The organism is Trinickia sp. EG282A (assembly GCF_040965455.1).
Lineage (GTDB): Bacteria > Pseudomonadota > Gammaproteobacteria > Burkholderiales > Burkholderiaceae > Trinickia > Trinickia symbiotica.
In genome coordinates this window covers 490,259-515,789 of the sequence record NZ_JBFRCC010000005.1, presented here as the reverse complement: position 1 = coordinate 515,789, position 25,531 = coordinate 490,259, and the positions used below count along the sequence as shown (strand labels likewise).

At 64.1% G+C, this 25,531-nt stretch carries 21 protein-coding genes; 9 read left to right on the top strand and 12 right to left on the bottom strand.

Annotation, left to right across the window (positions count from 1 at the left end; all coding sequences use genetic code 11):
- Nucleotides 1-68: 68 nt before the first annotated feature.
- The 3 genes from AB4Y31_RS25210 to AB4Y31_RS25200 form a co-directional block, all read right to left on the bottom strand.
- Nucleotides 69-821 carry a 2-keto-4-pentenoate hydratase gene (locus AB4Y31_RS25210; protein WP_368676369.1) on the bottom strand — a complete coding sequence of 251 codons (753 nt, stop codon included), beginning with the start codon at nucleotides 819-821 and terminating at the stop codon, nucleotides 69-71.
- Nucleotides 822-1,027: 206 nt separating this feature from the next.
- Nucleotides 1,028-2,206, bottom strand: coding sequence for a porin (locus AB4Y31_RS25205; RefSeq protein ID WP_368676368.1), 1,179 nt, complete (start codon nucleotides 2,204-2,206; stop codon nucleotides 1,028-1,030).
- Between the two features lie 273 nt (nucleotides 2,207-2,479).
- The gene (locus AB4Y31_RS25200) at nucleotides 2,480-2,920 is read right to left on the bottom strand and encodes a hypothetical protein (RefSeq protein WP_368676367.1); all 441 of its coding nucleotides are present in this window, start codon (nucleotides 2,918-2,920) and stop codon (nucleotides 2,480-2,482) included.
- Between the two features lie 301 nt (nucleotides 2,921-3,221).
- Here AB4Y31_RS25200 and ltaE point away from each other — a divergent pair, with 301 nt between their 5' ends.
- Nucleotides 3,222-4,256, top strand: coding sequence for a low-specificity L-threonine aldolase (gene ltaE / locus AB4Y31_RS25195; RefSeq protein WP_368676366.1), 1,035 nt, complete (start codon nucleotides 3,222-3,224; stop codon nucleotides 4,254-4,256).
- Between the two features lie 61 nt (nucleotides 4,257-4,317).
- Here ltaE and AB4Y31_RS25190 read toward each other — a convergent pair whose 3' ends face one another.
- Nucleotides 4,318-5,397 (bottom strand): AI-2E family transporter, encoded by a 1,080-nt coding sequence (locus AB4Y31_RS25190; RefSeq protein ID WP_368676365.1) that lies wholly within the window; start codon nucleotides 5,395-5,397, stop codon nucleotides 4,318-4,320.
- A gap of 167 nt (nucleotides 5,398-5,564) precedes the next feature.
- Here AB4Y31_RS25190 and AB4Y31_RS25185 point away from each other — a divergent pair, with 167 nt between their 5' ends.
- From AB4Y31_RS25185 to AB4Y31_RS25170, 4 genes are all read left to right on the top strand, one after another.
- On the top strand, nucleotides 5,565-7,259 hold the full coding sequence (locus AB4Y31_RS25185; RefSeq protein WP_368676364.1) for a S10 family peptidase: 1,695 nt from the start codon (nucleotides 5,565-5,567) through the stop codon (nucleotides 7,257-7,259).
- A 250-nt stretch (nucleotides 7,260-7,509) separates the two neighbouring features.
- Nucleotides 7,510-9,282 (top strand): protease pro-enzyme activation domain-containing protein, encoded by a 1,773-nt coding sequence (locus AB4Y31_RS25180; RefSeq protein ID WP_368676363.1) that lies wholly within the window; start codon nucleotides 7,510-7,512, stop codon nucleotides 9,280-9,282.
- A 196-nt stretch (nucleotides 9,283-9,478) separates the two neighbouring features.
- A complete protein-coding gene (locus tag AB4Y31_RS25175) occupies nucleotides 9,479-10,873 on the top strand; it encodes an MFS transporter (protein ID WP_368676589.1) in 1,395 nt (464 codons plus the stop codon).
- Between the two features lie 314 nt (nucleotides 10,874-11,187).
- A complete protein-coding gene (locus AB4Y31_RS25170; protein ID WP_018439342.1) occupies nucleotides 11,188-11,400 on the top strand; it encodes a DUF1059 domain-containing protein in 213 nt (70 codons plus the stop codon).
- A gap of 13 nt (nucleotides 11,401-11,413) precedes the next feature.
- On the opposite strand, the gene AB4Y31_RS25165 is transcribed toward AB4Y31_RS25170, so the two are convergent.
- A complete protein-coding gene (locus AB4Y31_RS25165; protein ID WP_368676362.1) occupies nucleotides 11,414-12,331 on the bottom strand; it encodes a LysR substrate-binding domain-containing protein in 918 nt (305 codons plus the stop codon).
- A 116-nt stretch (nucleotides 12,332-12,447) separates the two neighbouring features.
- On the opposite strand from AB4Y31_RS25165, the gene AB4Y31_RS25160 reads away from it, so the two are divergent.
- A complete protein-coding gene (locus AB4Y31_RS25160; RefSeq protein ID WP_368676361.1) occupies nucleotides 12,448-13,725 on the top strand; it encodes an MFS transporter in 1,278 nt (425 codons plus the stop codon).
- Between the two features lie 50 nt (nucleotides 13,726-13,775).
- Here the strand turns inward: AB4Y31_RS25160 and AB4Y31_RS25155 are convergent, their stop codons facing one another.
- The 3 genes from AB4Y31_RS25155 to AB4Y31_RS25145 all read right to left on the bottom strand — a co-directional run bounded on the left by AB4Y31_RS25155 (nucleotide 13,776) and on the right by AB4Y31_RS25145 (nucleotide 18,475).
- Entirely contained in the window at nucleotides 13,776-16,013 is a 2,238-nt protein-coding gene (locus AB4Y31_RS25155) for a hypothetical protein (RefSeq protein WP_368676360.1), read from the bottom strand.
- 260 nt (nucleotides 16,014-16,273) lie between these two features.
- Nucleotides 16,274-16,852 carry an NnrU family protein gene (locus AB4Y31_RS25150; RefSeq protein WP_368676588.1) on the bottom strand — a complete coding sequence of 193 codons (579 nt, stop codon included), beginning with the start codon at nucleotides 16,850-16,852 and terminating at the stop codon, nucleotides 16,274-16,276.
- Nucleotides 16,853-17,017: 165 nt separating this feature from the next.
- Entirely contained in the window at nucleotides 17,018-18,475 is a 1,458-nt protein-coding gene (locus AB4Y31_RS25145; RefSeq protein WP_368676359.1) for a M20/M25/M40 family metallo-hydrolase, read from the bottom strand.
- 127 nt (nucleotides 18,476-18,602) lie between these two features.
- Between AB4Y31_RS25145 and AB4Y31_RS25140 the strand changes: the two genes are divergently transcribed.
- Nucleotides 18,603-18,902: a superinfection immunity protein gene (locus tag AB4Y31_RS25140; RefSeq protein WP_026229420.1), complete on the top strand. Its 300-nt coding sequence runs from the start codon at nucleotides 18,603-18,605 to the stop codon at nucleotides 18,900-18,902.
- Nucleotides 18,903-18,987: 85 nt separating this feature from the next.
- Here the strand turns inward: AB4Y31_RS25140 and AB4Y31_RS25135 are convergent, their stop codons facing one another.
- Nucleotides 18,988-19,260 (bottom strand): YodC family protein, encoded by a 273-nt coding sequence (locus tag AB4Y31_RS25135; protein WP_018439335.1) that lies wholly within the window; start codon nucleotides 19,258-19,260, stop codon nucleotides 18,988-18,990.
- Between the two features lie 590 nt (nucleotides 19,261-19,850).
- Complete coding sequence (locus AB4Y31_RS25130) at nucleotides 19,851-21,509, bottom strand: ATP-binding domain-containing protein (protein WP_368676358.1); 1,659 nt, start codon at nucleotides 21,507-21,509, stop codon at nucleotides 19,851-19,853.
- A 126-nt stretch (nucleotides 21,510-21,635) separates the two neighbouring features.
- On the opposite strand from AB4Y31_RS25130, the gene AB4Y31_RS25125 reads away from it, so the two are divergent.
- The gene (locus AB4Y31_RS25125; protein WP_368676357.1) at nucleotides 21,636-22,262 is read left to right on the top strand and encodes a glutathione S-transferase family protein; all 627 of its coding nucleotides are present in this window, start codon (nucleotides 21,636-21,638) and stop codon (nucleotides 22,260-22,262) included.
- A gap of 15 nt (nucleotides 22,263-22,277) precedes the next feature.
- On the opposite strand, the gene AB4Y31_RS25120 is transcribed toward AB4Y31_RS25125, so the two are convergent.
- Entirely contained in the window at nucleotides 22,278-23,876 is a 1,599-nt protein-coding gene (locus tag AB4Y31_RS25120; RefSeq protein WP_368676356.1) for an ATP-binding protein, read from the bottom strand.
- Nucleotides 23,877-24,243: 367 nt separating this feature from the next.
- Nucleotides 24,244-24,654 carry a response regulator gene (locus AB4Y31_RS25115; protein WP_051089973.1) on the bottom strand — a complete coding sequence of 137 codons (411 nt, stop codon included), beginning with the start codon at nucleotides 24,652-24,654 and terminating at the stop codon, nucleotides 24,244-24,246.
- Nucleotides 24,655-24,933: 279 nt separating this feature from the next.
- Between AB4Y31_RS25115 and AB4Y31_RS25110 the strand changes: the two genes are divergently transcribed.
- Nucleotides 24,934-25,527, top strand: a complete 594-nt coding sequence (locus AB4Y31_RS25110) for a hypothetical protein (protein WP_368676355.1) — start codon at nucleotides 24,934-24,936, stop codon at nucleotides 25,525-25,527.
- The last annotated feature ends 4 nt before the right edge of the window (nucleotides 25,528-25,531 follow it).

Sequence of the window (25,531 nt, the reverse complement as noted above, 5' to 3'; positions counted from 1 at the left end):
ACCGCCCGAGCCGTCCGCCACGAAAGAAGCGCGCAAAAGCCGCCGAGGGTCGCGGCTCATCCTACGCGTCACGCGATCGTGAACTCGATTCCTCCGAAGCCCTCGATCGTCCCGCGCACGCACCCGGGCTCTTTCGCCAGGTAGAGCGGCGTATAAGAACCGGTCGTCAGAATCGTGCGAGCGGGAATCGAATGCCCGGTTTGGAGCGTGCGAGCAACGAGCCAGGCGACGAGCCGGCGCGGATCGCCGGCGGGATGTCGCGCACTGCCGCTGAAAATTTCATGCTCGCCGAACTTGAAGCTCACGTGTGGGGCGCTGAAATCGAAGTTGCGATCGTAGGGCCGCGTATCGCCGATCACGAGCGCACCGTTGTTCTGAAGATCGGCGAGCTGCAATAACGGATCGACTTTCGGCCATGCTTCGAATCGACTGTCGACGACTTCCACGACGACCGACATCGTATCGATCGCATCGAGCGCGTCCTCGGCGCGGTCCGCAAACGTGCGATCGATATCGTCGGCAAAGCTGAACGCGATCTCGAGCTCGAGGCCGATGCGGCTATAGTCGTCGCGGCGGATCCCCGCCGCGGCGCCGACCACCTTCTTGGCCGGGATCGGCGCGCACTGCGGCTCCGTCTCGGGCGAGCCCGCGCCGATCTTGTAACCGCCCGCGCCGCCGAGCTCGGCCAGGACGATCTGCTGGACGACGTAGGCTTCGTCGATGCTCGCAGGCCTGAGGTCGTTCGCCTGAAGATCGCCGATCGACCGATGCGATCGATGGGCCTCGATAAGGCGAGTGGCAAGCACTTGCGTGGGTGTCATGGTCTCGTTCTCCTCTGGACGAGTGGCCGGCACGAGACGCCGATGGCGCCCGTGACCGATTTCGGCTTAGGCCGTTGCAAACTATAGGCCACATCGCCGCTTCGTATCGTCGGCGCAAGCGAAAATCTGCAAGACAGCGCCGCATGCTCCCGTCGGCAGCAATGCCGCAACGACGGCCGCTCGAGCGGCAAACGCTCGTCAGAACGTCAGAACTTATGCCGAATGCCGACGCGCCCCATCACCTGCTTCGAATTGCCCGACAAGTCCGCCGCGCCCGGCACGTAGGCCTGATCGAGACTCGATCCCGTCGAGTCGCCGGTGATCCTCTGGAGCGCGCCCTGGATATAGATGTCGGTTCGCTTGGAAAGGTTGTAGTCGAGCATGAGACCGAAAGAGTGGATCGTCGGCTTTACGCCGCCGAATGTCGTGTTGTAGCTCTCGAGCGTGTAGACATACTGCGCGCCGATAAAGAGCGCCGGCGTGAGCTGATATTTGCCGTTGACCTCGAAGTTCTGGAAGCGGATCGACCCGACCGTCGCGCCGGCGAGCGGCCCCGAGATCGGCGCGATGGTCTCGGTCGTCACCGTCTGGTTCAGATAACCGTTGGCGATCGGATCCGCGACGAACGTGTTGGTATAGACGAGCCCCGCCGTCGCGGACCCGAACGTGTAATTGACGCCGCCGCCGAAAATGCGCAGCCGGCTCGCGACGAAGTTCGTATCGCCGCCGTTGTTGATCGCTCCGCCTGCCGTGGTCGACGGATCGGTCGCCTCGAGGAAGGCCGCCGCGAAGAGCAGCCCACCGGCCGCATACTGGCCGCCTATGCTGTATTGGCGATTGTTGGCAAAGCTGGTGCTGTTGCTGAAGCTGTAAGTGCCGCCGAATTGGAGGCCCGCCCAATCGGGACTCATGTATTTGACGGTGTTGTTGACGCGAAACGTGTTATCGGTGTTGTCGTTATCGAAAGGATGCGAAAACATCAAGCCGGCCCAACTCCCGTTGGCCGTGGTCTGCGCGAGGAAATCGACGACGGAATCGTATTGGCGGCCGACCGTCAGCGTGCCGAAGCGATTGCTCGAAAGTCCGACATACGCCTGCCGGCCGAACATCAGCCCGCCTTGCGCGAGCCGGCCGTTGCTGACGTTGAAGCCGTTTTCCAATTGGAATACCGCCTTCAGGCCGCCGCCCAGTTCCTCGGCACCCTTGAGCCCCCACCGGCTCCCCTGCGCGAAGCCGCTTTGCAATTCATAGTTATGGCTTCCCCGCACGTTATTCGTGTAATCGAAGCCCTCGTCGATGACACCGTAGAGCGCGACGCTGTTCTGAGCGAACGCCGGCGCGGCGAATACGGTCGACAGCACCAGAGAAACAGCCGCTTTTTTCATTTTGCTTCCCCTCGGATCCAGATGAGGTGAATTTCCTTTTTCTTGCTCGCTCGAGTCTCGCTACCGGCGAACGGCGAGCGGCGGATACGATCGCGGCTGCGCCAAGCCGTGTCGAAGATGGTTACATGAGGGAATCGAGGCGTCTATCGTGGTTCGTCACGAAACGGTTCCGGCCGTTGCCGATTGCCAACTAGCCCTGGCCCCGAAACGCACGAAGAGCGACCGGTCTGCCCGCAGCGATCAGGCAGAAACGCCAACAATAGGGGAAAACCCTCAGGGCTCGCGGTCGCAGAAGATCGCCGTGATCAACGGTCCGGCATGGTGCACGATCGCCGGGCTATGCGCCGCGGAAACGGCGGCCTTGACTTTCTCAGTTGAGCCCCAGACCACGGCCCCATAGGCGGAGCTGGAGACGCGCTTGCCGCTCCCCTTGCGGAAAAGCGGATCGCCTTCCTCGTAGGCGACGAGCGCGAAGACATGGAAGCCGAACGCGCGCAGGTCGGCGCCGCGCACGGGGTTGAACGCGTTGATCGAATTGCTTTCCACGCGGAAGGGCTGCGGCTCGACATCGCCCTGATTGATGAGTCCGCCGATGAAGGCGTGCGGCGATACGTTGCATTGGAGCGGATCGTCGAGCGGTATGGGCGTGCACGATCCGATGGCCGGCCACGCAAGGGCGGCCATCGACAGGGCGGCGGCAAAAAGGGGCTTCATGGGCAGGCGGATTTAAACCATATGTTCTCGATTCATCCACGAGGGGCAGGCAAGCCTCGAAGCAGCCGGGCAAGACGGATGCCCGGTCGCGCGCCGGATGCTTGGCGCCCGTCGCATGCGGCACTTTATCGTCTTTGTCGCGCGCGTGCCCGACGGCGCCGCCCTCTCCCCTTGGGAAATTTCCGAATCCGGGCCGGCGCCGCGCGTCTCGGCGGCAATTAGCGCCGAAACCGGCTACAGTTGCCTCTTTGCGCAGGCGGCGCCGTCCCGCACCGCTCTTGATCCATGCAGGAGAAACTCGATGATTGCGGCACTGAAACACGACTTTCGCAGCGATACCGTCACGCGCCCGAGCTCCGCGATGCGCGCGGCGATGGCCGCGGCTGAAGTCGGCGACGACGTCTTCGGCGACGACCCGACCGTCAAGCAGCTCGAAATGCGGCTCGCCGAGATGCTCGGCAAGCAAACGGCGCTTTTCGTTCCGTCCGGCACGCAATCGAACCTGATTGGGCTGATGGCGCACTGCGGCCGCGGCGACGAATACATCGTCGGACAGCAGGCCCATTGCTACCGCTGGGAGGGCGGCGGCGCGGCCGTGCTCGGCAGCATTCAGCCGCAACCGCTCGACAACCTGCCCGATGGCACATTGGCGCTCGAGCAGATCGAGGCGGCCGTCAAGCCCGACGATCCGCATTTCGCGCGTACGCGGCTCCTCGCGCTCGAGAACACGATCGGCGGCAAAGTGTTGCCGACCGATTATGTGGAAGCAGCAACGGCGCTTGCGCGGCGCCACGGGCTCGCGTGCCATCTCGACGGTGCGCGCGTATTCAACGCGGCGGTCGCGCTCGGCGTGCCCGTCGAGAGACTGGCCCGCCCGTTCGATACCGTCTCCGTCTGCCTGTCGAAGGGTCTCGGCGCGCCGATCGGATCGGTCCTCGTCGGATCGGCGGAGCTGATCGCCAAGGGGCGCCGGCTGCGCAAAATGCTCGGCGGCGGCCTGCGGCAAGTCGGCATCCTCGCGGCGGCCGGCCTCTATGCACTCGAGCACAACGTCGAGCGGCTCGCCGACGACCATGCGAACGCGAAAATGCTCGCACAGGGCCTCGCCAGGTTTCCCGGCGTGAGCGTCGTCACGCCGGATACGAACATCGTCTTTGTCGATGTCGCGCCGCAATACGCGAGCGCGTTCGCCGAGCACCTCGCGCGGCACGGAATCGGCGTCACGTCGGCCTACGGCGCGACGCGGCAGCGCTGGGTGACGCATCTCGACGTCGACAGGCAAGCCGTCGATATAGCGCTCGCCGTCGCGGCCGAGTTCTTCACCCGGCACGCCTGACGCTCGGCGGCCGGCGCCCGGCGCCCGCCATCGGGGCACCTTCCAAGCGTGATGGGTTGCGCTACAACGGTTGCTGCGTCGATTCGCGCCAGAGCACGACGAGCACGGTCATCAGTGCGGGTCCAATGAAAAGACCGACGAGGCCGAATGTCTCCGCGCCGCCGAGGATGCCGAACAAGACGAGAAGAAACGGCAATCGTGTAGTACTGCCAATCAATATTGGGCGGACGAAATGCTCGGCGATGAACACGACGATAGAACCCGTGGCGAGGACGGCGATGGCGCCGACCGTCGAGCCGTGTCCAAAGAGCCAAAGTGCGGCGCAGCAAAACACGACGGGCGCGCAAAACGGCAACATCGCCGCGATGGCCGTCAGAAGACCGATAGCTCCTGCGTGCGGCAGCCCCGTCAAGGCGTAGGAGACGCCGATCAGCAGCCCTTCGCCGAGGCCGACGACGACGAGCCCCGTTACCGTTCCTCGCACGGCTTCGGCCATTCCCCTCGCCAGTTGCGCCCCCTCCACGCCGAAGAAGCGTCGCACGACTTTCAGCGATTGATCGGCGAGGCGGGGACCGGTCTGCAGCAGCACGAAGAGCGTCAACAGCATGAAGCCGAAATGCACGATGCCGCGGACGGCGAGTGCACCGAAATGCCGGCCCACCGTGGCCACGGTTTCGCCGTGCAGCTGCTTCATGGCCGGGGATTGTTCGAACGGGCGCGCGAGATTGGCCTGCCACCAGTCGGCGATTTGCTTGCCGAACGGCAGTTGATCGATGAAGTGAGGCAAAGGGATGCCGTTCGCCTCGGTGTTCTTGATCCAGGCCATGAGGTCATGCGCCTCGAGGGCCGTCTGCGCGAAGACGAGAACGAACGGCAGTGCGACGAAAAAACCGACCGCGATCGTCACGGCAAGCGCGAGCGCCGTCGTGCCGCCCTGGGCGTGACGCGGGCTCGCCAATTTGAGGAGCAGCGGCCACAGCGCGATCGTGATGACGCCTGCCCAGACCATCGGCGCGATGAATTCCCGCAGCACCCATGCCGCCAGTACGATCAACGCCACGTTCAGCGCCGTCCAGGCAACACGCTGCGCTTTTCTCTTGGTGTCTTCTTGGGGAGGTTCGACGGAAGGATGGGATGGCATCGGAAATCGCTCGGTCAGAAAGGCAATCGCAGTGTTCGGTCGCCGACATCTTATCGGATCACCCCGCTGACGGCTCGACGCGCCCTGCAACGTTGGCGTTGACTTGGTGCGCCGCATTACGAAGAATCGATGCCGTTCTTGGACGGCATCGACCCATTGGAGCGCCCATGCGCCTTCGCCTCGCTGACATGCTGTGCAATGACCGGGCCACGCGCGCGGCGCGTCCCCTTTCGAGCCTTTTGTTGCCGCCTTTCCTGGCCCTGGTGTTCGCGCTCTCGTGCGTTGCCTCGTCATCGGCACAGGCTGACGACGCGGACGAGACCGAAGCGGCCACCCCGGCATCGGCCGCCGCGCGTGCCGCGGCCGTCGCGTCGTCGACGGCATCTGCACCATCGGCCGCCTCGGCGGTCACGGCCCAGCCCGCGCCGCGCGAGACATCGAGCGTCACCGAGCACACGATCCGCATCGACGGCCGCCGCATCGATTACCGCGCCGCCGCCGGGACGCTGGTCATCGACAACGCCAAAGGCGAGCCCGATGCGAGCATGTTCTACGTCGCCTACACGGCCCACGCGAAAGACACCGCGCGGCGGCCGGTCACGTTCCTTTTCAACGGCGGTCCCGGCGCCGGCAGCATTTTTCTCCTGATGGGATCGGTCGGCCCCGTGCGCGTGCGCACAAAAACGCCTGCCCCCACGCCGCCCGCGCCCTATGTCCTTCGCGACAACCCGGAAAGCCTCCTCGACAAGACGGATCTCGTCTTCATCGATGCCGTCGGCACCGGCTTCTCGAGGCCGCTTGGCCCCGCGACGGCGGCAAAGCGCTTTTACAGCGTGGACGGCGATCTCGATGCGTTCTCGCGCTTCATCGAGCGTTATCTCTCCGTCAACGATCGCTGGAACTCACCGAAGTACCTGATCGGCGAATCGTACGGCACGGCGCGCGCGGCCATGCTTGCATACCGACTGGGTCAGCAGAACATCGCGCTAAACGGCGTGGTGCTGTTATCGTCGGTGTTGAACGCCAACAGCCGGATGCCCGGCTACGACCTCATGAGCATCCGCTACCTACCCTCGTTCGCGGCCGTCGCGTGGTACCACGATAAGCTTCCGAGCCCCAAGCCGTCCGATCTGCCGGCGTTTCTCGATGAGGTGCGGGCGTTCGCGATCGGGCCTTACGCCGCCGCCCTCGCGAAGGGCGACGCGCTGCCTGACGACGAGCGCGATGCGATCGCGGCGCAGGTGGCCCGCTACACCGGGCTCGACGTGCGTTATGTGATCGCTTCGCACCTGCGCATCCGGCCTTCGCGATTTCGCAAGCAACTGCTGCGCGGCGAACCGCGCGGCGTGGGGCGCTACGACGCGCGCGTCATCGGCATCGAAGCGGACGACGTCTCGGAGACCCCCGATTTCGATGCTTCCGAGAAGTACATCGTGAGCGCGTTCGACGCGGCGTTTCACGACCACCTCGCGCGCGATTTGCACTACGTCGCGCCGACGCCCTATCGGGTCTTCAGCGACACCGTGCTCGAAGCATGGCAATGGAAGCATCGCCAATCGTGGGGCGAGACGCTCGAGTTGCCCTACGCGGCCGGCGATCTCGCCGAAGCCATGCGACAAAACCCGAGCCTTCGCGTGCTGTCGTGCAACGGCTACTACGATCTCGCGACACCGTTCTTCGGCACCGAATACGATCTCGCGCATATGGGACTGGAGCCATCGCTGCGCGCACATATCCAGGTGAAGCACTACGCGAGCGGTCACATGGTCTATCTCGACGACGACGCTTTGCGCGCCTGGAAGCGCGACCTCGCGAATTTCTACGATGCCGGCGCGAATTCGAGCGAAGCATCGCCCAAGTGATGCACGCGTGAATCAAACGTGCCGGGCACGCTGTACAGACCGCCACTTTCCCCCGCAGATCGAATAGCTACCCGAAGCCATTCTTGTCCTCTAGGTTGAAAGCGCTCAGCGATCGATCGCGAGCACTTGCCACTCCCCCACGGCGACAATGGCTCGAGACGGGAACCATGCTCACATCCGTTGACGGACCGCGATGCTCGCGGTCGACCGCTACGGCGTCTCCTCCGGCGTTGCAAACCAAGGAGGTCAAATGGATTCGACTGCGAAGCCGAAACAATCGATGTCGAAATGGCGCGATCGCGCCGCAATGGCGCTGCCGCTCTTGCTCGCCACCGTTTCCGTGCACGCGGCCGGCGCCTCGACGAACTGGGTCGACACTGCGACCAAAGGGTTCCTGACGCCCGCTCAGCTACGGACTTTCAGCGCCGCCACGCAAACGGAAACGACGGCGGGCGAGCCGATTCGCGTCGTCGTCAGCATGAAGGCTCACGATTTCGGCAAGTTGCGCGATCTTGCCGACGCCGTCACACGTCGAGCGAACCCGGGCTACCACCATTTTCTGACGCCGCAAACCTTTCTCGAGCGATACGCGCCGACTCCGCGGCAAGTCGAACGCGTGGTCGCCTACCTGCGCGAGAACGGCTTCGTCAATATCACGGTCTCTCGCAACCGCATGTTGGTTTCGGCGGACGGCACCTCCGGCACCGTCAAGCGCGCGTTCCATACGCCGATCGTCCACTTCATGAAAGATGGGCGGCTCGTGCACGCGAACTCGAGAACCGCGCAGGTGCCAGAGGGCCTCGCCGACTCCGTGCTCGCGGTGCTCGGGCTGCAAAACGTGACGCGAGCGCATACGATGGCGGTCCGCGGGCCGCGCACGCTGGCGGATACACGCGCCGCCGCCGGCACGGCGAAAGGCCACGCTCCGATGGAGTTCTCCGCGATCTATCAAGCGGACAGCCTGCCGAGCGCATCGAATACGACCGTCGGCATCGTCACGATCGGCGGCGCGAGCCAGGCGACGAGCGACCTCGCGCAATTCACGAGCGCGAATAACCTCTCGCCCGTCAACGTCTCGACCGTCAATACCGGCGCGTCGAACGGCAACTATGACGACGATCCGTACGGGCAAGTCGAATGGGATCTCGATAGCCAGGACATCGTCGGCGCGGCGGGCGGCGCGGTGCGGCAATTGATCTTTTACGCAGCGGACATGAACGCGCCGGGCAACACGGGGCTGACGCAGGCATTCAATGAGGCCGTCACCGACGGTGTGGCCAAGGTCATCAATGCCTCGCTCGGCTGGTGCGAGGCCGATGCGTACACCGATGGCACCATGGCCGCCGAGGATCAAATCTTCACGGCAGCCGTGGCGCAAGGGCAGACGTTCTCGGTCTCCTCGGGCGACGAAGGCGCCTACGAGTGCAACAACCGCGGCTTTCCGGACGGCGGCACCTATTCGCTATCGTGGCCCGCTTCGTCGCCGAACGTGATTTCAGTGGGCGGCACGACGCTTTACACGCGGGCCGACGGCTCGTTCGCCAACGAGACTGTCTGGAACGAAGGCCTCGACGGCGATGGGAAGGTCTGGGCATCGACGGGCGGATTCAGTGCGTTTGAGCCGACGCCCGTCTGGCAGCGCGCGCTGAACGTGAGCCCGAGGCCGGCGGGCCGGGCCGTGCCCGACATCTCGTTCGATGCCGCGCAAAGCACGGGCGCGCTCATCTACACGTCGAACGGCATCGAGCAAGTCGGTGGCACGAGCCTTTCGTCGCCGCTCTTCGTTGGATTCTGGGCGCGCCTCGAATCCGCTCATTCGAACTCGCTCGGCTTCCCGGCATCGAGCCTCTACAGCGCGATGGCCGCCACGCCGTCGCTCGCGTTCGACGTGACCTCGGGCAATAACGGTTATGGCGGGTACGGCTACAAGGCGGGACCGCGCTGGGACTACCCCACCGGCTGGGGCAGCCTGCGGATGAAGGATCTCGCCGCCTACGTCGAGCGCAATCCGTTCGCCCGCTGACCGGCAGGCCACGAATAGAAAGCGGCGATTCGAGCCGCTAGCTGCGAGCTGCGAGGAGACCAAGAGAACGAAACTGCAACACTATCCGTTGCACACGCAACAAACTGTACAGAAACGTCCCATCGGCGGAAAAGTCGGCGCATAATTCGAGCTTTGCGTTCGTGCCCTGCACGCGTGGCCGCAGCGCCGCTTGTCCATGCCGGTTGCCATCGCCTTAATCTCTCCGCTCATCGTCGCCTGCGCGCTTTTCATGGAAAGCGCCGACGCAAACATCATCGTCACCGCGCTTCCCTCGATGGCGCGCGATTTCGGCAGCGATCCCGTCTCCTTGAAAATCGCGATCATCAGCTATGTGGTGAGTCTCGGCGTTTTCATTCCAATTTGCGGCTGGCTCGCCGATCGTTTCGGCTCGCGCACGGTCTTTCGCACGGCCATCGGCATTTTCATCGCGGGTTCGCTGATGTGCGCGGCGTCGCGCTCGATGCACTTCTTCACGCTCGCGCGCTTTCTGCAAGGCATCGGCGGCGCGATGATGGTGCCGGTCGGGCGCATCATCATTTTCCGCTCGGTGCCGAAGAGCGAATTCGTGCGCGCGATGAACTACCTGAGCATGCCCGCGATGTTCGCGCCGGCCGCGGCGCCGCTGCTCGGCGGGTTCCTCACCACCTATCTTCACTGGCGGCTGATCTTCTTCATCAACGTGCCGATAGGCCTGCTCGGCATCTACCTGACGAACCGCTACATCGCCAATACGCACGAGCCGCACCCCGGTCCGCTCGACTGGACCGGCTTCGTTCTTTCCGCGCTCGGCGCCTCGCTCGCGCTGCTGGGACTATCGCTGATCGGCACCGACATCGTCGCCGATCGGACCGCCTACGAAATGTGCCTCGTGGGCGCGTTCCTCCTTGCGCTTTACGTGCTCTATGCGCAGCGTGCCGAACGGCCCGTGCTCGAGCTGCGTTTCCTCAGGATTCCTACTTATCGCGCAAGCGTGCTCGGCGGATCGATGTTTCGCATCGGGCTCGGCGCGGTGCCTTTTCTGCTGCCGCTCGCGTTGCAGGAAGGACTCGGCATGACAGCGTTCGGATCGGGCCTCATCACCTGTGCGTCCGCCTTCGGCAGCATGTTCATGCGCTCGCTCACGTCGCTTACGCTGCGCAGATTCGGGTTTCGCACGGTGCTCATCTACAACGCGGCGTTTTCGGGTGTCGCGATCGCCGCCTACGGCACGTTCTTTCCCGGCACCTCGCTTTGGTACATCTGGCTTGTCGTATTACTGGGAGGCTTTTTCCCCGCCTTGCAGTTCACGAGCCTCAATTCGATGATCTATGCGGATATCGCGAGCCGCGATGTCGGCCGCGCCACGAGCCTCGGCAGCGTCGTCCAGCAGATGTCGCTCGGCCTCGGCGTCGTGGTGGGCGGCATCGTGCTGCAAATCGCCCGGGCAGTGCACGGTCACGCGCACGTGACGTGGTCCGACTTCTGGCCGGCGTTTCTCGTCGTCGGCCTTTTCTCGTTCGGCTCGATTCCGATTACGCGCCGCCTCTCGCCCGACGCGGGCGATGAAATCGCGCGCGGCTCGCGAGGATAGCCGCGCTCGCCCGCTGTCATCACGCGCGCGGTCGCTCTCTCCCTTCCTGCTTAGCGCCGATGGCGCCCGCCCAAGAACGGCAACGCGTGTGCGCTGGCGGAAACGGCAAGATGAAGAGCACGGTGTATGCGATTTGGTCGCTCGCCTTGCACGCTCTATTATTCAGGCACCTGCGTTCTTTCATATTGCTATCTTTGTTACGAAGAATGGCTCAATGAAGTACTAACCGCCACAATCAGAACATCAAGCCTTAGGCTTCATCGTTCCGTCGTGGCTTCGTCAGTGTGCGGTAGCCATCGAGGAGGACAGACGCCATGACCCGCAAATACATCGATTGCCGGGAGTACCCGAGCGAAATGAACTGCTCGGTCGCGCTATCGGCAGATTCCGACGACGAGCTGATCGAAGCGGCCGTCCAGCATGCGGTGGCCGTTCACCATCATGCCGACACGCCGGAGTTCCGTTCGCAATTGCGCGCGCTCTTTCACGAAGGCACGCCGCCGGTAGAAGCGCCGCGCGCGGCTTGAAGCGGTTCGACCTTTACGCCGCCCGTTCCGTGGGACTGGTCTGGCCCAAGACGGCGTCGAGCACGATCGAGGCCAGCTGGTCGACGGGCGGCGCCGACGAGTTCGACGCGCGCAAGAGCATGAGCGGAAGCGTCGGCAGTGTCGGCAAACCGTAAGCATTCGCATCGAGCGTGCGCACGCTCGACGGCAACCCGTACGATGCGCGTACCGTCACGCCGAGTCCCGCCGCGGCCGCGGCCCAGAGACCCGCGAGGCTCGGACTCGTGACCGCCACGCGCCATGCAACGCCGGCACGATCGAGCGCGGCCGTGGCGACATTGCAAACGACACAGGGTCCATCGAACAACACGAGCGGCAGGGGCTCCCCCGCTTCGCGATCCCATCGCAGCGCATCCGAACCGATCCAATGAAGGCGCGGCGCCGCCACTTGCATGCTTGCCCCAGCCGCGCGCCGCGCGCGCAGCGATGAGTCCGCGTCGTCCCAGGTCAGGGCGAGATCGAGCTCGCCCGCGTCGAGGCGCGCGAAGAGGTCGGTGTTGCGCGCGACGCGCGCCTCGATTCGCACTTTAGGATGAGCGCGGGCGAACCGGCCGAGCACGCCCGGAAGCAACGACTCGCCGAAATCCTCCTGCAAGCCGAGCCGCACCCAACCTTCGAGATTGACGCCGCGCGCGGCGGAAATCGCCTCGTCGTTGAGCTCGACGAGCCTGCGCGCGTAGCGGAGCATGACCTCGCCCGCCTCGGTCAGCGCGAGGCCGCGGCCCGACTTGCGAAAGAGCGGCGTACCCGCTTGTTCCTCGAGCTTGCGTATCTGCGCGCTCACGGCCGAAGTCGACCGACCCACGCGATCCGCCGCCTTCGCGAAGCTGCCGAGATCCATGCCCATCACGAGGCTCCGCAATGCCGCGATGTCAACGTTCGTCTGGCTCATGGCCTCACCCAATCATCCAGTTTTATTGGATGGTCAGTTAAAAAATATCTGATTTTCAGCACGATCATAGAGTGCGAGACTTCACCCGTCAAACGCCACCGCGCAAGGGGATTTCGATGGAAACGCAATGTCTCGCCAAGGGCGCCGAACGCAGCGCGACGCTAATCGGCGCTTCACATCGCTGGAAAGTGCTCGGGGCCGGTGTTGCCGCGAATGCGAGCTTCTCGGCCGCGGCGGCAGGCATCCCGACGACGGCCGTCTGGATGCGCTCGGCTTATCACCTCGGCAATGCGGAGCTGGGTCTCGTGCTCGGGTCGATGGGGCTCGGTCTCGCTCTTTCGGAGTTGCCCTGGGGCGTGGCCACCGATCGGTTCGGCGATCGGCGCGTGCTCGTCACGGGGCTCGTCGGGACCGCGCTCGTGCTGTTCTTCATGATGCTCGCCGTGGTGCCATCGTCAGGCTCGGCACCCACCGCAACGTTGCTCGCCACAGCCATGTGCGTCGCCGGTTTGCTCGGCGGCAGCGTCAACGGATCGAGCGGTCGCGCGATCATGGGCTGGTTCAAGGAGGGCGAGCGCGGATTGGCGATGAGTATCCGGCAGACCGCCGTGCCGATGGGTGGCGGGATCGGTGCCTCGTTGCTGCCGTGGCTCGCCTCGAGCAAGGGCTTCGGTTGCGTCTTTGGCGTGCTGGCTTCGATGTGCCTCGTTTCAGCCGCATTTGCGCTGCGCTGGTTGCATCGCCCGCCGCACGCCGAGCATGCCGAGCGCCCCGTCACTCGCGCATCGGGCCCATCGCAGCGCGGACCGCTCACCGATGCCGGCGTCTGGCGCGTGGCGCTCGGCATCGGCATTCTGTGCGTGCCCCAGTTCGCCGTGCTGACCTTCGCCACCGTTTTCCTGCACGACTTCGCTCACGTAGGCACGGCCGGAATCAGCTTCGCGATGGCGGCGCTGCAGATCGGCGCAATGGCGATGCGTGTCTGGAGCGGCCGCTATACGGATCGGCGCGGCAACCGGCGCGCCTATCTGCGCGGTTCGACGCTTGTCGCGGCGGCATCCTTCGCGGTGCTGGCATCGGCCGTCATGCTCGGTCGCGGCGTGCCGACCGCCGTCGTCGTGGCGATGGTCGTGGTCGCGGGCATCTGCATTTCCGCGTGGCACGGTGTAGCGTATGCCGAGCTCGCCACGCTGGCCGGCCCATCGCGCGCCGGCACTGCGCTCGGCATGGGGAACACCGTCGTCTATGCGGGTCTCTTCATGGCGCCGCTCGCGATCCCGCATCTGCTCGCCGCCAGTTCGTGGGCAGGCGTCTGGTGGGCGGCCGGGCTGCTCGCACTCGGCGTCTATCCGCTTTTCCCTCGGCCGCAAACTCCGCGAACCGGTAGGCGATGAATACGACGATCCCGGTTGCCGCGAGGACGTCGACGCACCATGTCATCGTGTCATGGCGTCCAGCGATACATGAGAACCTTGGCCCGCGCATCTTCCTCGGCAAGCACGACATACTGGCCGTTCGGCAGGATCGCGGCGCTGATCGCCATCTCCGCGTCGATCCAGCCACTCGTGCCGCCGACCGTCGATTGCGGCGCCAGCGCCCCAACTTGCTGGCCCGTGCGCGCGTCGAAGACATCGAGTCGCGCCGTGGTGCTCTCGGCAACGAACAGATAGTTTCCGGCCGCCGCGAGCGAGACGGGGATCAGCGCCGGATTTTGCGTCGGGCCATAAACGAGCGGAATCACGTACTGAAGCCTTGGCGCACCGGAGCTCCAGTTGTCGTAGCGCGCAACGACGCGGCCGATCGATTTCCAGTTCGACGCCTCGTACGGTGCCGTGTTCGTAAAGCCCGAAATATACATAGTGTCCGTCGATGCCACGTAGACGATCCGCGCGATCCTCGTAAACGGTTGCGGCATCGCGAACGTCTTCGCCGAGCTGTACTGATAGATGGGATTGCCGAATGAATCGACGCCCTGCAGCGGCATCTCGCGAATTCCGCTGCCGCCCGTCGCGAGCCAGATGTTGGCCGCATCGTCGACCCACCAGTAACCGTTGTACACGCTGTTGCCCGTCGCGACGTTCGACTGGATTTCGCTCGGCGTGAGCCGGCCATCGCCGTTCGTGTCGCGCCACATCCACTCGCCGTAGGCAGGTTGGCCGGCGGGCCAGTTGCCGGGAATCGGATTTTGCGAGAGCAGACCAGAAGGAATCGCGACCTCAGCGTCCGTAGTCGGCGAGAAGCGGTAGATGCTCAGGTAGTGTGCGTACATATCCTGCGTGAACAGGTACCGCGCGCCATTGATCCGGCGCACGAGCGGCTCCCCTCGTACGCCCCGCGTGAGATGAAGCGCCGGATCGTCGGCGTAGCGAAAGCGGTTCATCGTGAAGCCTTTGTAGCTCCATTCCTGGCCCGGACCGGCCGCGTAGTTCAACGTGAAATGCTTCGAGCCGCTGAACACGTCGCTCGGCGATGCCGGATCGAGCGCCGCCCCGTCGACGAAGAGCAGTCCGTGCAGCCGCCAGTTGAGCGCCTTCGACCACCAGTTGTAACTCTCGAGCACCGTGCCCTGTCCCGTCGACAACGAGCCGAAATCGCGCGGGCCCGCGCTGTTTTGCGCGACATAGAGATTGCCGCCGCCGTCGAAGCCGATGCCCGTCATGCCGTTGAAGCGCCAGTCACCCGGCACGCCGGGCCTCGGCGCGAAGATCCCGCCCTGCGCGCCGATCCCGGTGATGGGCTGCACGAGCCCTGATGCCGTCTTGCCGAAAACGAGAATCTGCTGCGAAGGACCGCCGTCCGCGATGAGCAGTTGACCGGAGGGGGCGATGGTGAGCTCGACGGGCACCGCATTGCTCGGCAGCGTGACCGTGCCCGGCAGGACGGCGCCCTTCGCCGAGTAATGCGCGACGGTGCGGCCGGACGCCGACTGCAACCCCTGAATGACCCAGAGCGAGCCGTCGGTATCGATCGCGATGCGCCCCGGCGACGGAACGCCCCAGGAGGCGACGGGCGCCATCGTGTTCGCATCGAACACCTCAATCCGGTTCGCATAGGTGTTCGCGACGTAAAGGGCCGTGCTCGTAGCGGCGAGCCCGCGAATGGAGGCGTCGGTTCCGTCGGGAACGACATCGAGAACGAGGAAACTCGCCGCCGTCGGGTTGCCCTGGTTGCCGACGCCGCCTTTGAACGGCGCACCTTGCGTGATATTGACGAGCGGGCGGCGGGTGATCCCATACCACGTCGAACCGTTGGACGGATATCCGCTGCCGACGAGCTTGCCTGCTTCATTGCCGATCGACATGCCGGCGTACAAATAGGTGCCGTTCACGGCGATCGCGTCGCCACCGGCATTGCCCCACCCGTGCGTCTGGCCGGCGTAGCCGACCTTCGTGCCGCCCTTGTACGCGCCGATCTCGCTGCCGCTTTCGTCCCAGGGGGCATTGGTGTAGACGGTGCCGTCCTGGCCGACCGCCAGCGCTTCGACGTCGAGCTGCACCCATTTCCCGTCGCCGAAGCCGAACGTGTTGCCGATCCATGACGTCGTGTAGTTCAGCGACGCCTGCGCGAACGCCGATGCATGCAACAGCACCGAACTCGCGATCGCGAACGCGAACGTGCGTCGCGCGAAACGGACAAAAGCTTCCCCGCGCCGCAGGGGCGTGTGGCGAACACCTTCACTCATCGGACTTCCCTCGGAACCGGCGCCCAGCGACGTACTAGTTAGGACTACCGAACGTTTTGGACATGTGCCCGGGCTTCTCGCCCGTGTCGTTCGGCTAGTATTGCCGGTCCGCGGTTATGCGGAAATCAGCGGTGCGCGCGATTTCGCGTCGGTTTTCTCGGTGGTCGGTAGGAATCGACTGACGCCCGAATCGAATCGGTCTGTCCTTGCCGATTTGATGCGCCACTACGCTCCGCCACGAGCCATCGGCGTGCGAAGCGTCAGCCGAACGGCTTGACCCCGATGAGCCAGCCGTGAAGAAGGAATGCGAAGATGGCCCAGGCGACGAGGCCGCCAACGACGGCTTTGAGGTCCCCCGCCGTCGTGCCGGCCGGATAGGCGACCCCCGCGCGGCTGTCGCGGCCACGCCAGATCAGGAATCCCGCGGCGGCCCAGACGAAGAATGCGCCGAACAGAACGACGGCATTGACAGTACCGTTTGCGAGCAGGTGGCCGATCGCCCATATTGCGACGCCCGCGTACATCGGGTGGCCGACCGCGCGCTTGATGTGATTGCCGGGAACATACGCCGCCGCGATGAGGATGAATGCGATGGCCACGAGAAGCGCCGTCAGATGACGCGCGCCGACCGGCGGAGCCCATAGGAGGACGGGCGAGCGCCGCGCGATTCCGTAGCCCCAGATAATCAGCACGAAACCGATCAGCGAGACGAGCGAATAGAGACCTTTCCAACGCTGCTCGCCGAGACGCGCGAACTGCGCGGCGCGCCACGGCTCGGCGACGAGGCGCACCGAATGCACGCCGAGAAACGCGATCAAACCGAGAATCAGCACCGCCATGTCGAGCTCCTTTGGCATTGTCGTTATCCGTCGAGGCGAACGGGCGAGCAAAAGGTAGCCTATGCCGATCCTTCAGGCAAGTTGACCGTGAGCCACGCTTAGGCGCACCGGCTCACGTCAGGGTGCACGGCGCGCCGCGCGCGGGGAGGCGGCGGCCTCGATGATTCACGGCGCCGCGGCGATGACTTCGGCCATCGCGGCCGTCAGTTTCCTTGCATAAGGCACGTGCAGGAACTCGTTCGGGCCATGCGCATTCGACTTGGGGCCGAGCACTCCGCAAACGACGAATTGCGACTTCCGGAAACCGGCTTGCAGGATGTTCATGAGCGGGATCGTGCCGCCTTGGCCGATGAACGCGCACGGCGCGCCGAAATGCGTCTGCGACGCGCGCTGCAGCGCCTCGCCGAGCCACGGCGCGAGCTCAGGTGCGTTCCAGCCGTTCGCGGCACTCGCTTCGGGCTTGAACGTGACTTTCGCGTTATAGGGGGGATCGAGCTCGAGCAGCGTCTTCAGCTCGGCCACGGCGCGCGCCGCGTCGATGAGCGGCGGCAATCGCAGCGACAGCTTGAACGCCGTGCGCGGGCGCAGCACGTTGCCCGCGCTCGCGAGCGGCGGCAGGCCCTGCGCGCCCGTTACGGCCAGCGACGGGCGCCAGGTCGAGTTCAGAAGCGCCTCGCGTGGATTGGCCGTAACAGGAAGCACGGGCTTGCCGTCCTGGCCGCAGGCCCACGGCGCCGGCTTCCAGACCTCGTCGCCAAGAATGCCGGCGGTCGCCTCCGCTTCGCGCAAGCGGTCCGCGGGAATCTCGCAGTGAAACGCGCCCGGCAGTAGATTTCCGGTGGCTGCGTCTTCGAGCCGATCGAAGAGCTGCCGCATGACGCGAAAACTCGACGGCACGATGCCCCCGTACGAGCCCGAATGCACGCCTTCCTCGAGCACTTCGACTTCGAGCGATCCGGCCGCGAGACCGCGCAGCGACGTGGTGAGCCAAAGCTGATCGTAATTGCCGGCGCCGGAGTCCAGACATACGACGAGGCCGACGTTGCCGAGCCTGTCGCGCAGCGCGTCCACGTATGGAAGCAGATCGTAGCTGCCCGACTCCTCGCAAGTTTCGATGAGTCCGACGCAGCGGGGACGCTCGATACCCTGCGCGTCGAGCGCCGCGAGCGCGCACAGGCTCGCGTAGATCGCGTATCCGTCGTCCGCCCCGCCTCGGCCGTAAAGCCTGCCGTCTTCATACTTGGGAAGCCACGGGCCGAGATCGCTGCGCCAGCCCTCGAATTCGGGCTGCTTGTCGAGATGGCCATACAGGACGATCGAATCGGTGCTGCCGGCACGCGTGGCCGGCGTTTCGAAGAAAATCACGGGCGTGCGGCCCGGCAGTCTGACGATCTCGAGCTTCAGACCGCGCACACGCTGCGCCTCCGCCCAACGCGCCGCATCGGCGACCACACGCTCGAGATACCCATGCTTTGCCCAGTCGGCGTCGAAGGCGGGACTTTTCGCGGGTATCGCAATGTAATCGGTTAAGGCCGGAACGATCTCGTCATTCCATTTGCGATCGACGAATCCGCGGAGCGCGTCGTGATCGAGCGGCTTTTGTGCCGTGTCGGCTGCGGTCATGGCGGGTGCCCTCTGGCTCAAAGCGCTCATGATAGAGCCTCGGGCCGCCTGGTGCAGACATTAGCGAACAACCCAGGAACGCGCGACAATGGTCTCCGGACCCTGGAGCGTCTTCATGTTGGATGGAATGCTGGATGACATAGCGGTGCAGGTCGTGGAGGTCGTGCTGGCGCTCGCGCTCTACTTCCTGCCGGCGATCATCGCCGACCGCCGCAAGCGCCACGACCTGCTGCTCATCGCACTCTTCACCGCGTGCGTCGGCTGGACCGGAATCGGCTGGCTCATCGCCATGCGCTGGGCCTTTTTGCCGAATCCGCCCGTGGATTTGGCAAGCGACGTCGTCCGCAAGCGTCGAGTGCTAAGCATGCGGGCGTTTTCGCAAGCGCTCACTGATCGCATCGCACGAAGAGCCGATCGGCGCGGTTAGCCGCTCGGCGCCTGCCCCTTGGTCACGAAGTGCGCAACCCCGCGCTCGACCGCGTCGGTCTGCCGCCGTTCTCGGTTATCTATTACTAAGTGCGCGACGCGCGCGGGCCCGATTGCGGCGAGAACCGGCGCACACGCACGAGGCCGGGGGAGATCGAACGAGGCTCGCGGGCGACTGCATCCCGCATGAACTTCTCTTGTCGCAGCTCGCCGTGCTCGTCGAACCATTGGCACAACAACCAGTCGCCGCCTTCGTCGGCTCCCGCATACGTCACCGTCATGCGAGCTCCCCCCGTTTTCAGCGTGACGACATCGCCTGCGCAAAATTGTTCCTGCCTGTCCATCGTATCCGTCAGCATGTGCGCCCCGTCAATAGCAACCCAGTCGATTTCTCACCGCCGCGTATGTGCGCCGGCGAACCGAAAAACGAATTGCGAAACGTCTCGTATTGGCCTTCACGGGAATTAGCGAAGGCAGGTAGAGACTAACAATAGAATATTTATTCCACAAGCAGTTTCAGGGAAAACGATGCCCCGCGTTTGCCATGAGACGCGCCGCGTCAAATATCCGGCGCAATCTCACAAGAACGGTCTAGGAGGCTCACGAGCCGGCCCTCAAAATAAGGGACGGAAAATCACGCGAACGAAATAATAGTACTTTATGGATGCTGATATGCAGGTAATCGGATAATCGCCGATCCCTTTCATTTGCGCGATCAAATACTCCTCCGGACCGTGGGGAAATTGTGGATTCAAGGGAACGCTTCACATTTGCTTTGACGCAGATCAAATGATCCGCCAGGGCCGCCTTTCATTGATGAACGCGTAATTCATTCATGGGAATCGCCTATCGCGCCGCCGAAATTACGCGTTGTTTTTACCTTTGAGCCGCTGACGAACCCGTCTTCAACGGCAGGAATTGCCGGTGCCGGCCCCGGCAATTCGCCAGATCAGGCGCAGTCGTCCGGGCGTAGTCGCCGCATCGCCCGCCGTGAAGCCACGACGATCAATTTCATCGTCGCCCGCGTCGCGCCGACAAAAAGCTTGCGCGCCGCCCGCTCGTCGAACTCCTCGAAATCGACCTCGGTCAGGATCGCGCAGGGCGCCGATTGGCCCTTGAAGCGGTAGATCGACTCGAGCACCACGTCACCCTCCCGATATTGAGGACTGCCAAACAAGTCGTATTTGCCGGTGAAGCTTTTGAGCCGGTGCGGGCCGAGCTGCTCCAGGGCCGTCAGCACCGAGCCTTCCCGGCCTCGAAACGAGAGCACGGCGATATCTTGCTTGCGAAAACCGAACGAGAGCGCCTGCGTGATCGCGCGTTTGGTCGCTTCGACGACGGCGTCGTCGGCGTTTTCGTCGAACGGGCTGAATGCGATCTCGGAGCCGCCGAAGGGGCTGCCGGCGGCGAGATCGGCAGCCCGGGGCACCGCCGCGCCGACTTTCTCGCGCACGAAGTCGAGAATGTCGCGCGGGCTGCGGTAATTCGTCGTCTCGGTGAGCACCGTCCAGCCCGGCAAGGCGAGCGGCTCGCGCATATAAAGGTTTTGCAGCGGATCTTCGAGCCACCACCATGCGCCGTCGGGCCGCACAAGCCGGGCGAGCGCCTCGACCCACGGCTCCTGGAAATCCTGGCCCTCGTCGACGATGAGGACGTCGAAACGCCAGTTCTCGCCGATCGGAGCGTCGGCAAACGCCCTTTCGAGCCGCGCGAATACGTCGGTCGTCTGGAAATCCGGTATCCACCCGGCGTCGCGCGCAACCGCGTCGCAGAGCTGGTGATAGTTTGCGACCTTTGCGCCGGCCGGAGCGACGCGCGCGATGTGATCGGCCAGCGGGCGATTGAAACAGACGTAGAGCGCGCGCTTGCCGCTCGCGGCCGCGTCTTTCATGACCTGCACGGCCAGCTGCGTCTTGCCTGAGCCCGCGGTTCCGATCACGCGCAAGCGGAACGGCGTGAACGCGAGGCGTCTCGCCCATGTCGCGAGCCCGCCCGACAACCGTGTGACGATCGTGCCCGCCTGGCCCACGAGCGCGCTGGCGTCGGGCGTAAGCGCAAGCTCGTCGGCCAGATAGTGATGGACCTTCGGTGCGCAGGGCAGTCGGGGCTCGTCGGCGGGCAGCGCCTCGAGAATGACGGCGACGAGCCGATCCTTGCGCGTGAAATCGACGATCCGCTCGGGGGCGACACCGGCAATGGCGGCGTCTTTGACAATGTAATCGGGGCAGAAGAGCAGCGCCTCGATACCGTAGCTGCCCGCGCCGAATGCGGCCGTGAAGCGGCGATGCATGCGCTCGACCGTGCGGGCAAGCTCGATGGAAACGTTGCGCTCGGTTTGAAGGTAGACCTTCACGAGCCCTTTAGCCGTTTCGCGCAGGAAGCCGGCCTTTTGCTCGATGAGCATGACGCGGCCCGCCGGGCTCACGACGACGAAATCGGCTTCGCCGAAAACCGAGAAGCTTCCGCTAAGACGCGTCCAATGCACGCCGTGGTAGACCGTGTAGCCTGCCGGCAACGCGGCTTCGAGCAGCGCCAGCGTTTCGCGCTCGCGTTCGGCCGCGCCTGTCGCGGCCAGATTTTTCCAATCGTCGGGGATGAGGCGGGCCATGACGGTCGAGGTTCCTCGCGGTAAGTTTCTTGCGGATGCCGCGTATTTTACTAATCGTGTCGCGCGAACCGCGTATCATGGCCGGCTCGTCGTGACGACGCCGTTTTTTTTGGGAGGATGCTGAAGATGCTGAAGATTTGGGGACGGGCAAACTCGGTCAACGTGCAAAAGGTGCTCTGGTGTTGCGACGAACTGGGCCTTCCGTTCGAGCGCATCGACGCCGGCATGCAATTCGGCCGCGTGAACGATCCCGAGTACCTGGAGCTCAATCCGAACGGGCAGATCCCGACGTTCGTCGACGGCACGTTCGTGCTGTGGGAATCGAACTCGATCCTGCGCTACCTGGCGATGCAATATGGCGCGTCGAGCACGCTTTACCCGGCCGAGCCGAAAATTCGCGCGAGTGTCGACCGTTGGCTCGACTGGTCCCTATCGACCTTGCAACCCGCCGAACGCCCGGTCTTCATCAGCCTCGTGCGAACCGCGCCCGACCAACGCGACGCGGCCGCGCTCGACGCCAATCTGCAAACGCTGATCAAGCGCTGGAAGCTGCTCGACGGTCATTTGCAAGGCCGCTTTCACCTGGAAAGCGAGAAGTTCACGATCGCGGACATCGTGCTCGGCGCGTTTGCGAAGCGCTGGTTCGGGCTCGACGGGATCGAGCGGCCGCGGATGCCGAACCTCGAGCGCTGGTATCAGCGGCTCGCTCAACGCGCGCCGTTCAAGAAGCATATCGACCACCCGTTGACCTGAGCCTCTCGTCGGCGGTTATCGTCCGGTTCGCCGCTCCGTGGCGCGTTCGAGCAATGCGTCGATGAGCGGCAATTGCACGGGTTTCGTCAGATGCACATCGAAGCCGCGCGATAGCGAACGCTGGATATCGCTGTCCTGCCCGAAACCCGTCATCGCGGCGAACAGCGAGCCGCGCAGCGCCGATACCTGCTTCAACCGTTGCAAAACGGTGAAACCGTCCGCCCCGGGCATCGCGATATCGATGAGCGCGACGTCGATATCGTTGGTCTTGCCCGCCAGCGCGAGCGCCTGCGCCCCGCTATAAGCGACGTGAACGCGATGCCCCTTCATGCGCAGCAGCATCGCCATGCTGTCGGCGGAATCCACGTTGTCGTCGACGATCAATATCGCAAGCGTTTCACCGCGACCGCTCTCGCTCGCCCCCGCCTTCCCGAGTCCATCGTGACCGTTGTTGGCAGCCAAAGATGCCGCGAGCAGCGGCAGCCGCACCGTGAAAGTCGCACCGCGCCCGACCCCGCCGCTCGTGGCGGAAACCGAGCCGCCATGCATTTCGACGAGCCAACGGGTGAGCGTCAGGCCGATGCCGAGCCCGCTTTCCCTTCGTTCGAGCCGCGTGTCGGCCTGCACGAACAGATCGAAGATGGAATCGATGGCGGCTGGGTCGATCCCGCAACCGTCGTCGTTGACGCGCATGACCGCGAAAACACGGTTTTCCTGCGCGATCTCGACGCTGATATGACCGCCCTGCTCGGAAAACTTCGAAGCGTTGCTCAAAAGACTCTGTGCAACCTGCACCAGACGAGCCATGTCGCCATTCACGATGACGCCGGCATCGGGCCCCTTCACTTCCACAGTCTGCTGACGCAACGCGAGGTGCGGGCGGATCATCTCCATCCCGCGCGACACGACGTCGCGCAAATCGACCGGGGCCAGGCGCAACGCAACCTTCCCCGTCGTGATTCTGCCGGCGTCGAGCAAGTCGTCGACAAGACGCGTCAGGTGCGAAATCTGGCGATCGATCACGTCCCGGCATTGTCTGAGTGTCGGACTCACGAGCGGCTCGAGCATCATCACGCTCAGTGCGTTGCTGACCGGAGCGAGCGGATTGCGAAGCTCGTGCGCGAGCGTCGCGAGAAACTCGTTCATGTGCTGGCTCGCGGCCTCGAGATCGCGCAAGCGCTTGCGCTCCGTCATGTCGCGCGTCACTTTCGCGAAGCCGCACAGCTTCCGTTCGCCGTCTTCTTCCGTCCGGTAGACGGCCGCGATGACCACGTTCGCCCAAAACATCGTGCCGTCTTTGCGCACGCGCCAACCCTCGTCCTCGACGCGGCCGACGCTCGCCGCGGTGACGAGCTCCGATTCACACTTGCCCCTTGCGACGTCCTCAGGAGGATAAAAGATCGAAAAGTGCCGGCCGATGATTTCCTCGGCCGTGTAGCCCTTGATCTTCCGCGCGCCGCTATTCCAGCTCACGATGTTGCCACTCGTGTCCAGCATGAAGATCGCGTAGTCCTGGACGGATTCGACCAGGATCCGGAAGCGTTCCTCGGGCGGGGCTTGTGCCGGTTCGGGCGGGACCGGCTGAACGTCCCAGGCGGAGGAGTCCGGATGCATAGACGACGCGTTGACTTGTTGGAAGGAGACGGCGTCGAAGCGACTGCCGCAATAGGTGCAACCTGGAAGCACGATATGTGCCGAAGCACTGGCGGTCGCGTGGCCCTCGCCGGTCGCCGCGCGGCAACGTCGCGCGGGGCAATGTCGTTATGCGCTTGGCATCGCTCGGCGAACGCATCGTGACCTCGCCGCACACGCGTTGCGCGCGGCGCGGGCCTTCATTGGCAACGTGTGCGGAACGCCAGTTTTAACCGGAACGATTTGCAAAAACTACTCTCGGTCAGGCAGGCGGACTCGTGCCCGGCGCGCTCGGCCGAGGAACAGTCGATCGAAGGCTCTATCGCCGGCTTCCTTGCCCTGCCGCGGTTCAGCTCGCGGCACGCTCGGCGACGGCTTCGGCGATGAGCGCAATCAGACGATCGGGCTCGGCCGGCTTCGTCATGAAATGCTGAAAACCCTCGCCGATACTGCGTAGCCGATAGGCTTCGTCGGTGTGGCCCGTAATCGCGACGGAAACCGCCGGCGAGCGGTTGTGGCGAATTTCATCGTCGCGCAACCGCTGGATCAGATAAAAGCCATCCATCGCCGGCAAATCGAGGTCGCAGACCACTGCGTCGGGAGTCATGCTCAATACGGCTTCGACACCTTCCTCGGCATCGTGGGCCGCGACGACGCGCGCCCCTTCCGCTTCGAACATCTCCGTCAACGATTCTCTGCTGGAGGGATCGTCATCGACGACGACGATCGTCATCTGCTCCAGCCTCTGTACTCCATTCATATGAATTCTTTGACACCGCCCATGCGGGATTCTTGAGCTTCGGACTTCGCTCGAGCCTTCGAGTTGCATGTTGCCCGCGCCATAGCCTAACGGCAGCGGACACACGCGAGCGAAACTGTAGCTCGTTACACAACTCGCCTCTCACTCGAGTCGCGGCGGACGATACCACGTACCGGCGTCGCGACGATGAATGACGTTGCCGGCAGTGTTGGCTTTCACACGCAATGGCAAAAACGACCGGCAGCGCGACGTCAACTGCATGACAACGGAGAAGAATCAGTGCCCGAAGACAATCCCTTTCAGTGGGATGCCGCGAAGCAGCTCCTCGGGGATACAATCGCCGCGCATGTCGGAGTCTCGGCTTCCAACAAGGAGCATGAAATGGGCAAGCTCGGCGCGGGGTTGGCAGGTGGCTTGACGCTCAACGTGGCGATGCTTCTCACGTTTCGCCTGCTCGGATTCGGATGGACGGGCGGGGGCGTTTTGCTCGCCTCGCCGTTGCAAAGCGGCAAATTTGTCGCTGTTTGGACGCAACTTGAGCCGCTGCCGAAAATCGTCGTGGCACCCGCCCCGATGCTGATCGGGCTCCTATTGTTCGGATTCGTTCATGCCGCGATCTACGATTGGCTCGCGCCCCATTGGCCGACGGGTGTAATCGCAAGGGCGTTTCGTTTTGCCGGCCTCAATTTCGTCCTCGCCTACCTATTCTTCGAATTCTTCACGCCGTTCAATCTCTTCGGCGAGCCGCTCGTTCTCGTCGCCCTCGAACTGGTTTTCTGGTTGATTGTCGCCACGGCCGAGGCCTTCGTCATCGCGTCGATCGCGGAGCGCGCAAGGCGACGCAGCGTGCCGGGGCTGCAAACGCCTGCTTAAGGCA

Excerpts from the sequence above, each read along its gene's own strand:
- AB4Y31_RS25135 (WP_018439335.1), bottom strand. The coding sequence starts at position 19,260 with ATGCTGACGGATACGATGGACAGGCAGGAACAATTTTGCGCAGGCGAT.
- AB4Y31_RS25140 (WP_026229420.1), top strand. The coding sequence starts at position 18,603 with ATGCTGGATGACATAGCGGTGCAGGTCGTGGAGGTCGTGCTGGCGCTC.
- ltaE (WP_368676366.1), top strand. The coding sequence starts at position 3,222 with ATGATTGCGGCACTGAAACACGACTTTCGCAGCGATACCGTCACGCGC.
- AB4Y31_RS25205 (WP_368676368.1), bottom strand. The coding sequence starts at position 2,206 with ATGAAAAAAGCGGCTGTTTCTCTGGTGCTGTCGACCGTATTCGCCGCG.
- AB4Y31_RS25125 (WP_368676357.1), top strand. The coding sequence starts at position 21,636 with ATGCTGAAGATTTGGGGACGGGCAAACTCGGTCAACGTGCAAAAGGTG.
- AB4Y31_RS25145 (WP_368676359.1), bottom strand. The coding sequence starts at position 18,475 with ATGACCGCAGCCGACACGGCACAAAAGCCGCTCGATCACGACGCGCTC.
- AB4Y31_RS25180 (WP_368676363.1), top strand. The coding sequence starts at position 7,510 with ATGGATTCGACTGCGAAGCCGAAACAATCGATGTCGAAATGGCGCGAT.
- AB4Y31_RS25120 (WP_368676356.1), bottom strand. The coding sequence starts at position 23,876 with ATGCATCCGGACTCCTCCGCCTGGGACGTTCAGCCGGTCCCGCCCGAA.
- AB4Y31_RS25175 (WP_368676589.1), top strand. The coding sequence starts at position 9,479 with ATGCCGGTTGCCATCGCCTTAATCTCTCCGCTCATCGTCGCCTGCGCG.
- AB4Y31_RS25160 (WP_368676361.1), top strand. The coding sequence starts at position 12,448 with ATGGAAACGCAATGTCTCGCCAAGGGCGCCGAACGCAGCGCGACGCTA.
- AB4Y31_RS25155 (WP_368676360.1), bottom strand. The coding sequence starts at position 16,013 with ATGAGTGAAGGTGTTCGCCACACGCCCCTGCGGCGCGGGGAAGCTTTT.
- AB4Y31_RS25185 (WP_368676364.1), top strand. The coding sequence starts at position 5,565 with ATGCGCCTTCGCCTCGCTGACATGCTGTGCAATGACCGGGCCACGCGC.
- AB4Y31_RS25190 (WP_368676365.1), bottom strand. The coding sequence starts at position 5,397 with ATGCCATCCCATCCTTCCGTCGAACCTCCCCAAGAAGACACCAAGAGA.
- AB4Y31_RS25200 (WP_368676367.1), bottom strand. The coding sequence starts at position 2,920 with ATGAAGCCCCTTTTTGCCGCCGCCCTGTCGATGGCCGCCCTTGCGTGG.
- AB4Y31_RS25150 (WP_368676588.1), bottom strand. The coding sequence starts at position 16,852 with ATGGCGGTGCTGATTCTCGGTTTGATCGCGTTTCTCGGCGTGCATTCG.
- AB4Y31_RS25170 (WP_018439342.1), top strand. The coding sequence starts at position 11,188 with ATGACCCGCAAATACATCGATTGCCGGGAGTACCCGAGCGAAATGAAC.
- AB4Y31_RS25210 (WP_368676369.1), bottom strand. The coding sequence starts at position 821 with ATGACACCCACGCAAGTGCTTGCCACTCGCCTTATCGAGGCCCATCGA.
- AB4Y31_RS25165 (WP_368676362.1), bottom strand. The coding sequence starts at position 12,331 with ATGAGCCAGACGAACGTTGACATCGCGGCATTGCGGAGCCTCGTGATG.
- AB4Y31_RS25130 (WP_368676358.1), bottom strand. The coding sequence starts at position 21,509 with ATGGCCCGCCTCATCCCCGACGATTGGAAAAATCTGGCCGCGACAGGC.
- AB4Y31_RS25115 (WP_051089973.1), bottom strand. The coding sequence starts at position 24,654 with ATGAATGGAGTACAGAGGCTGGAGCAGATGACGATCGTCGTCGTCGAT.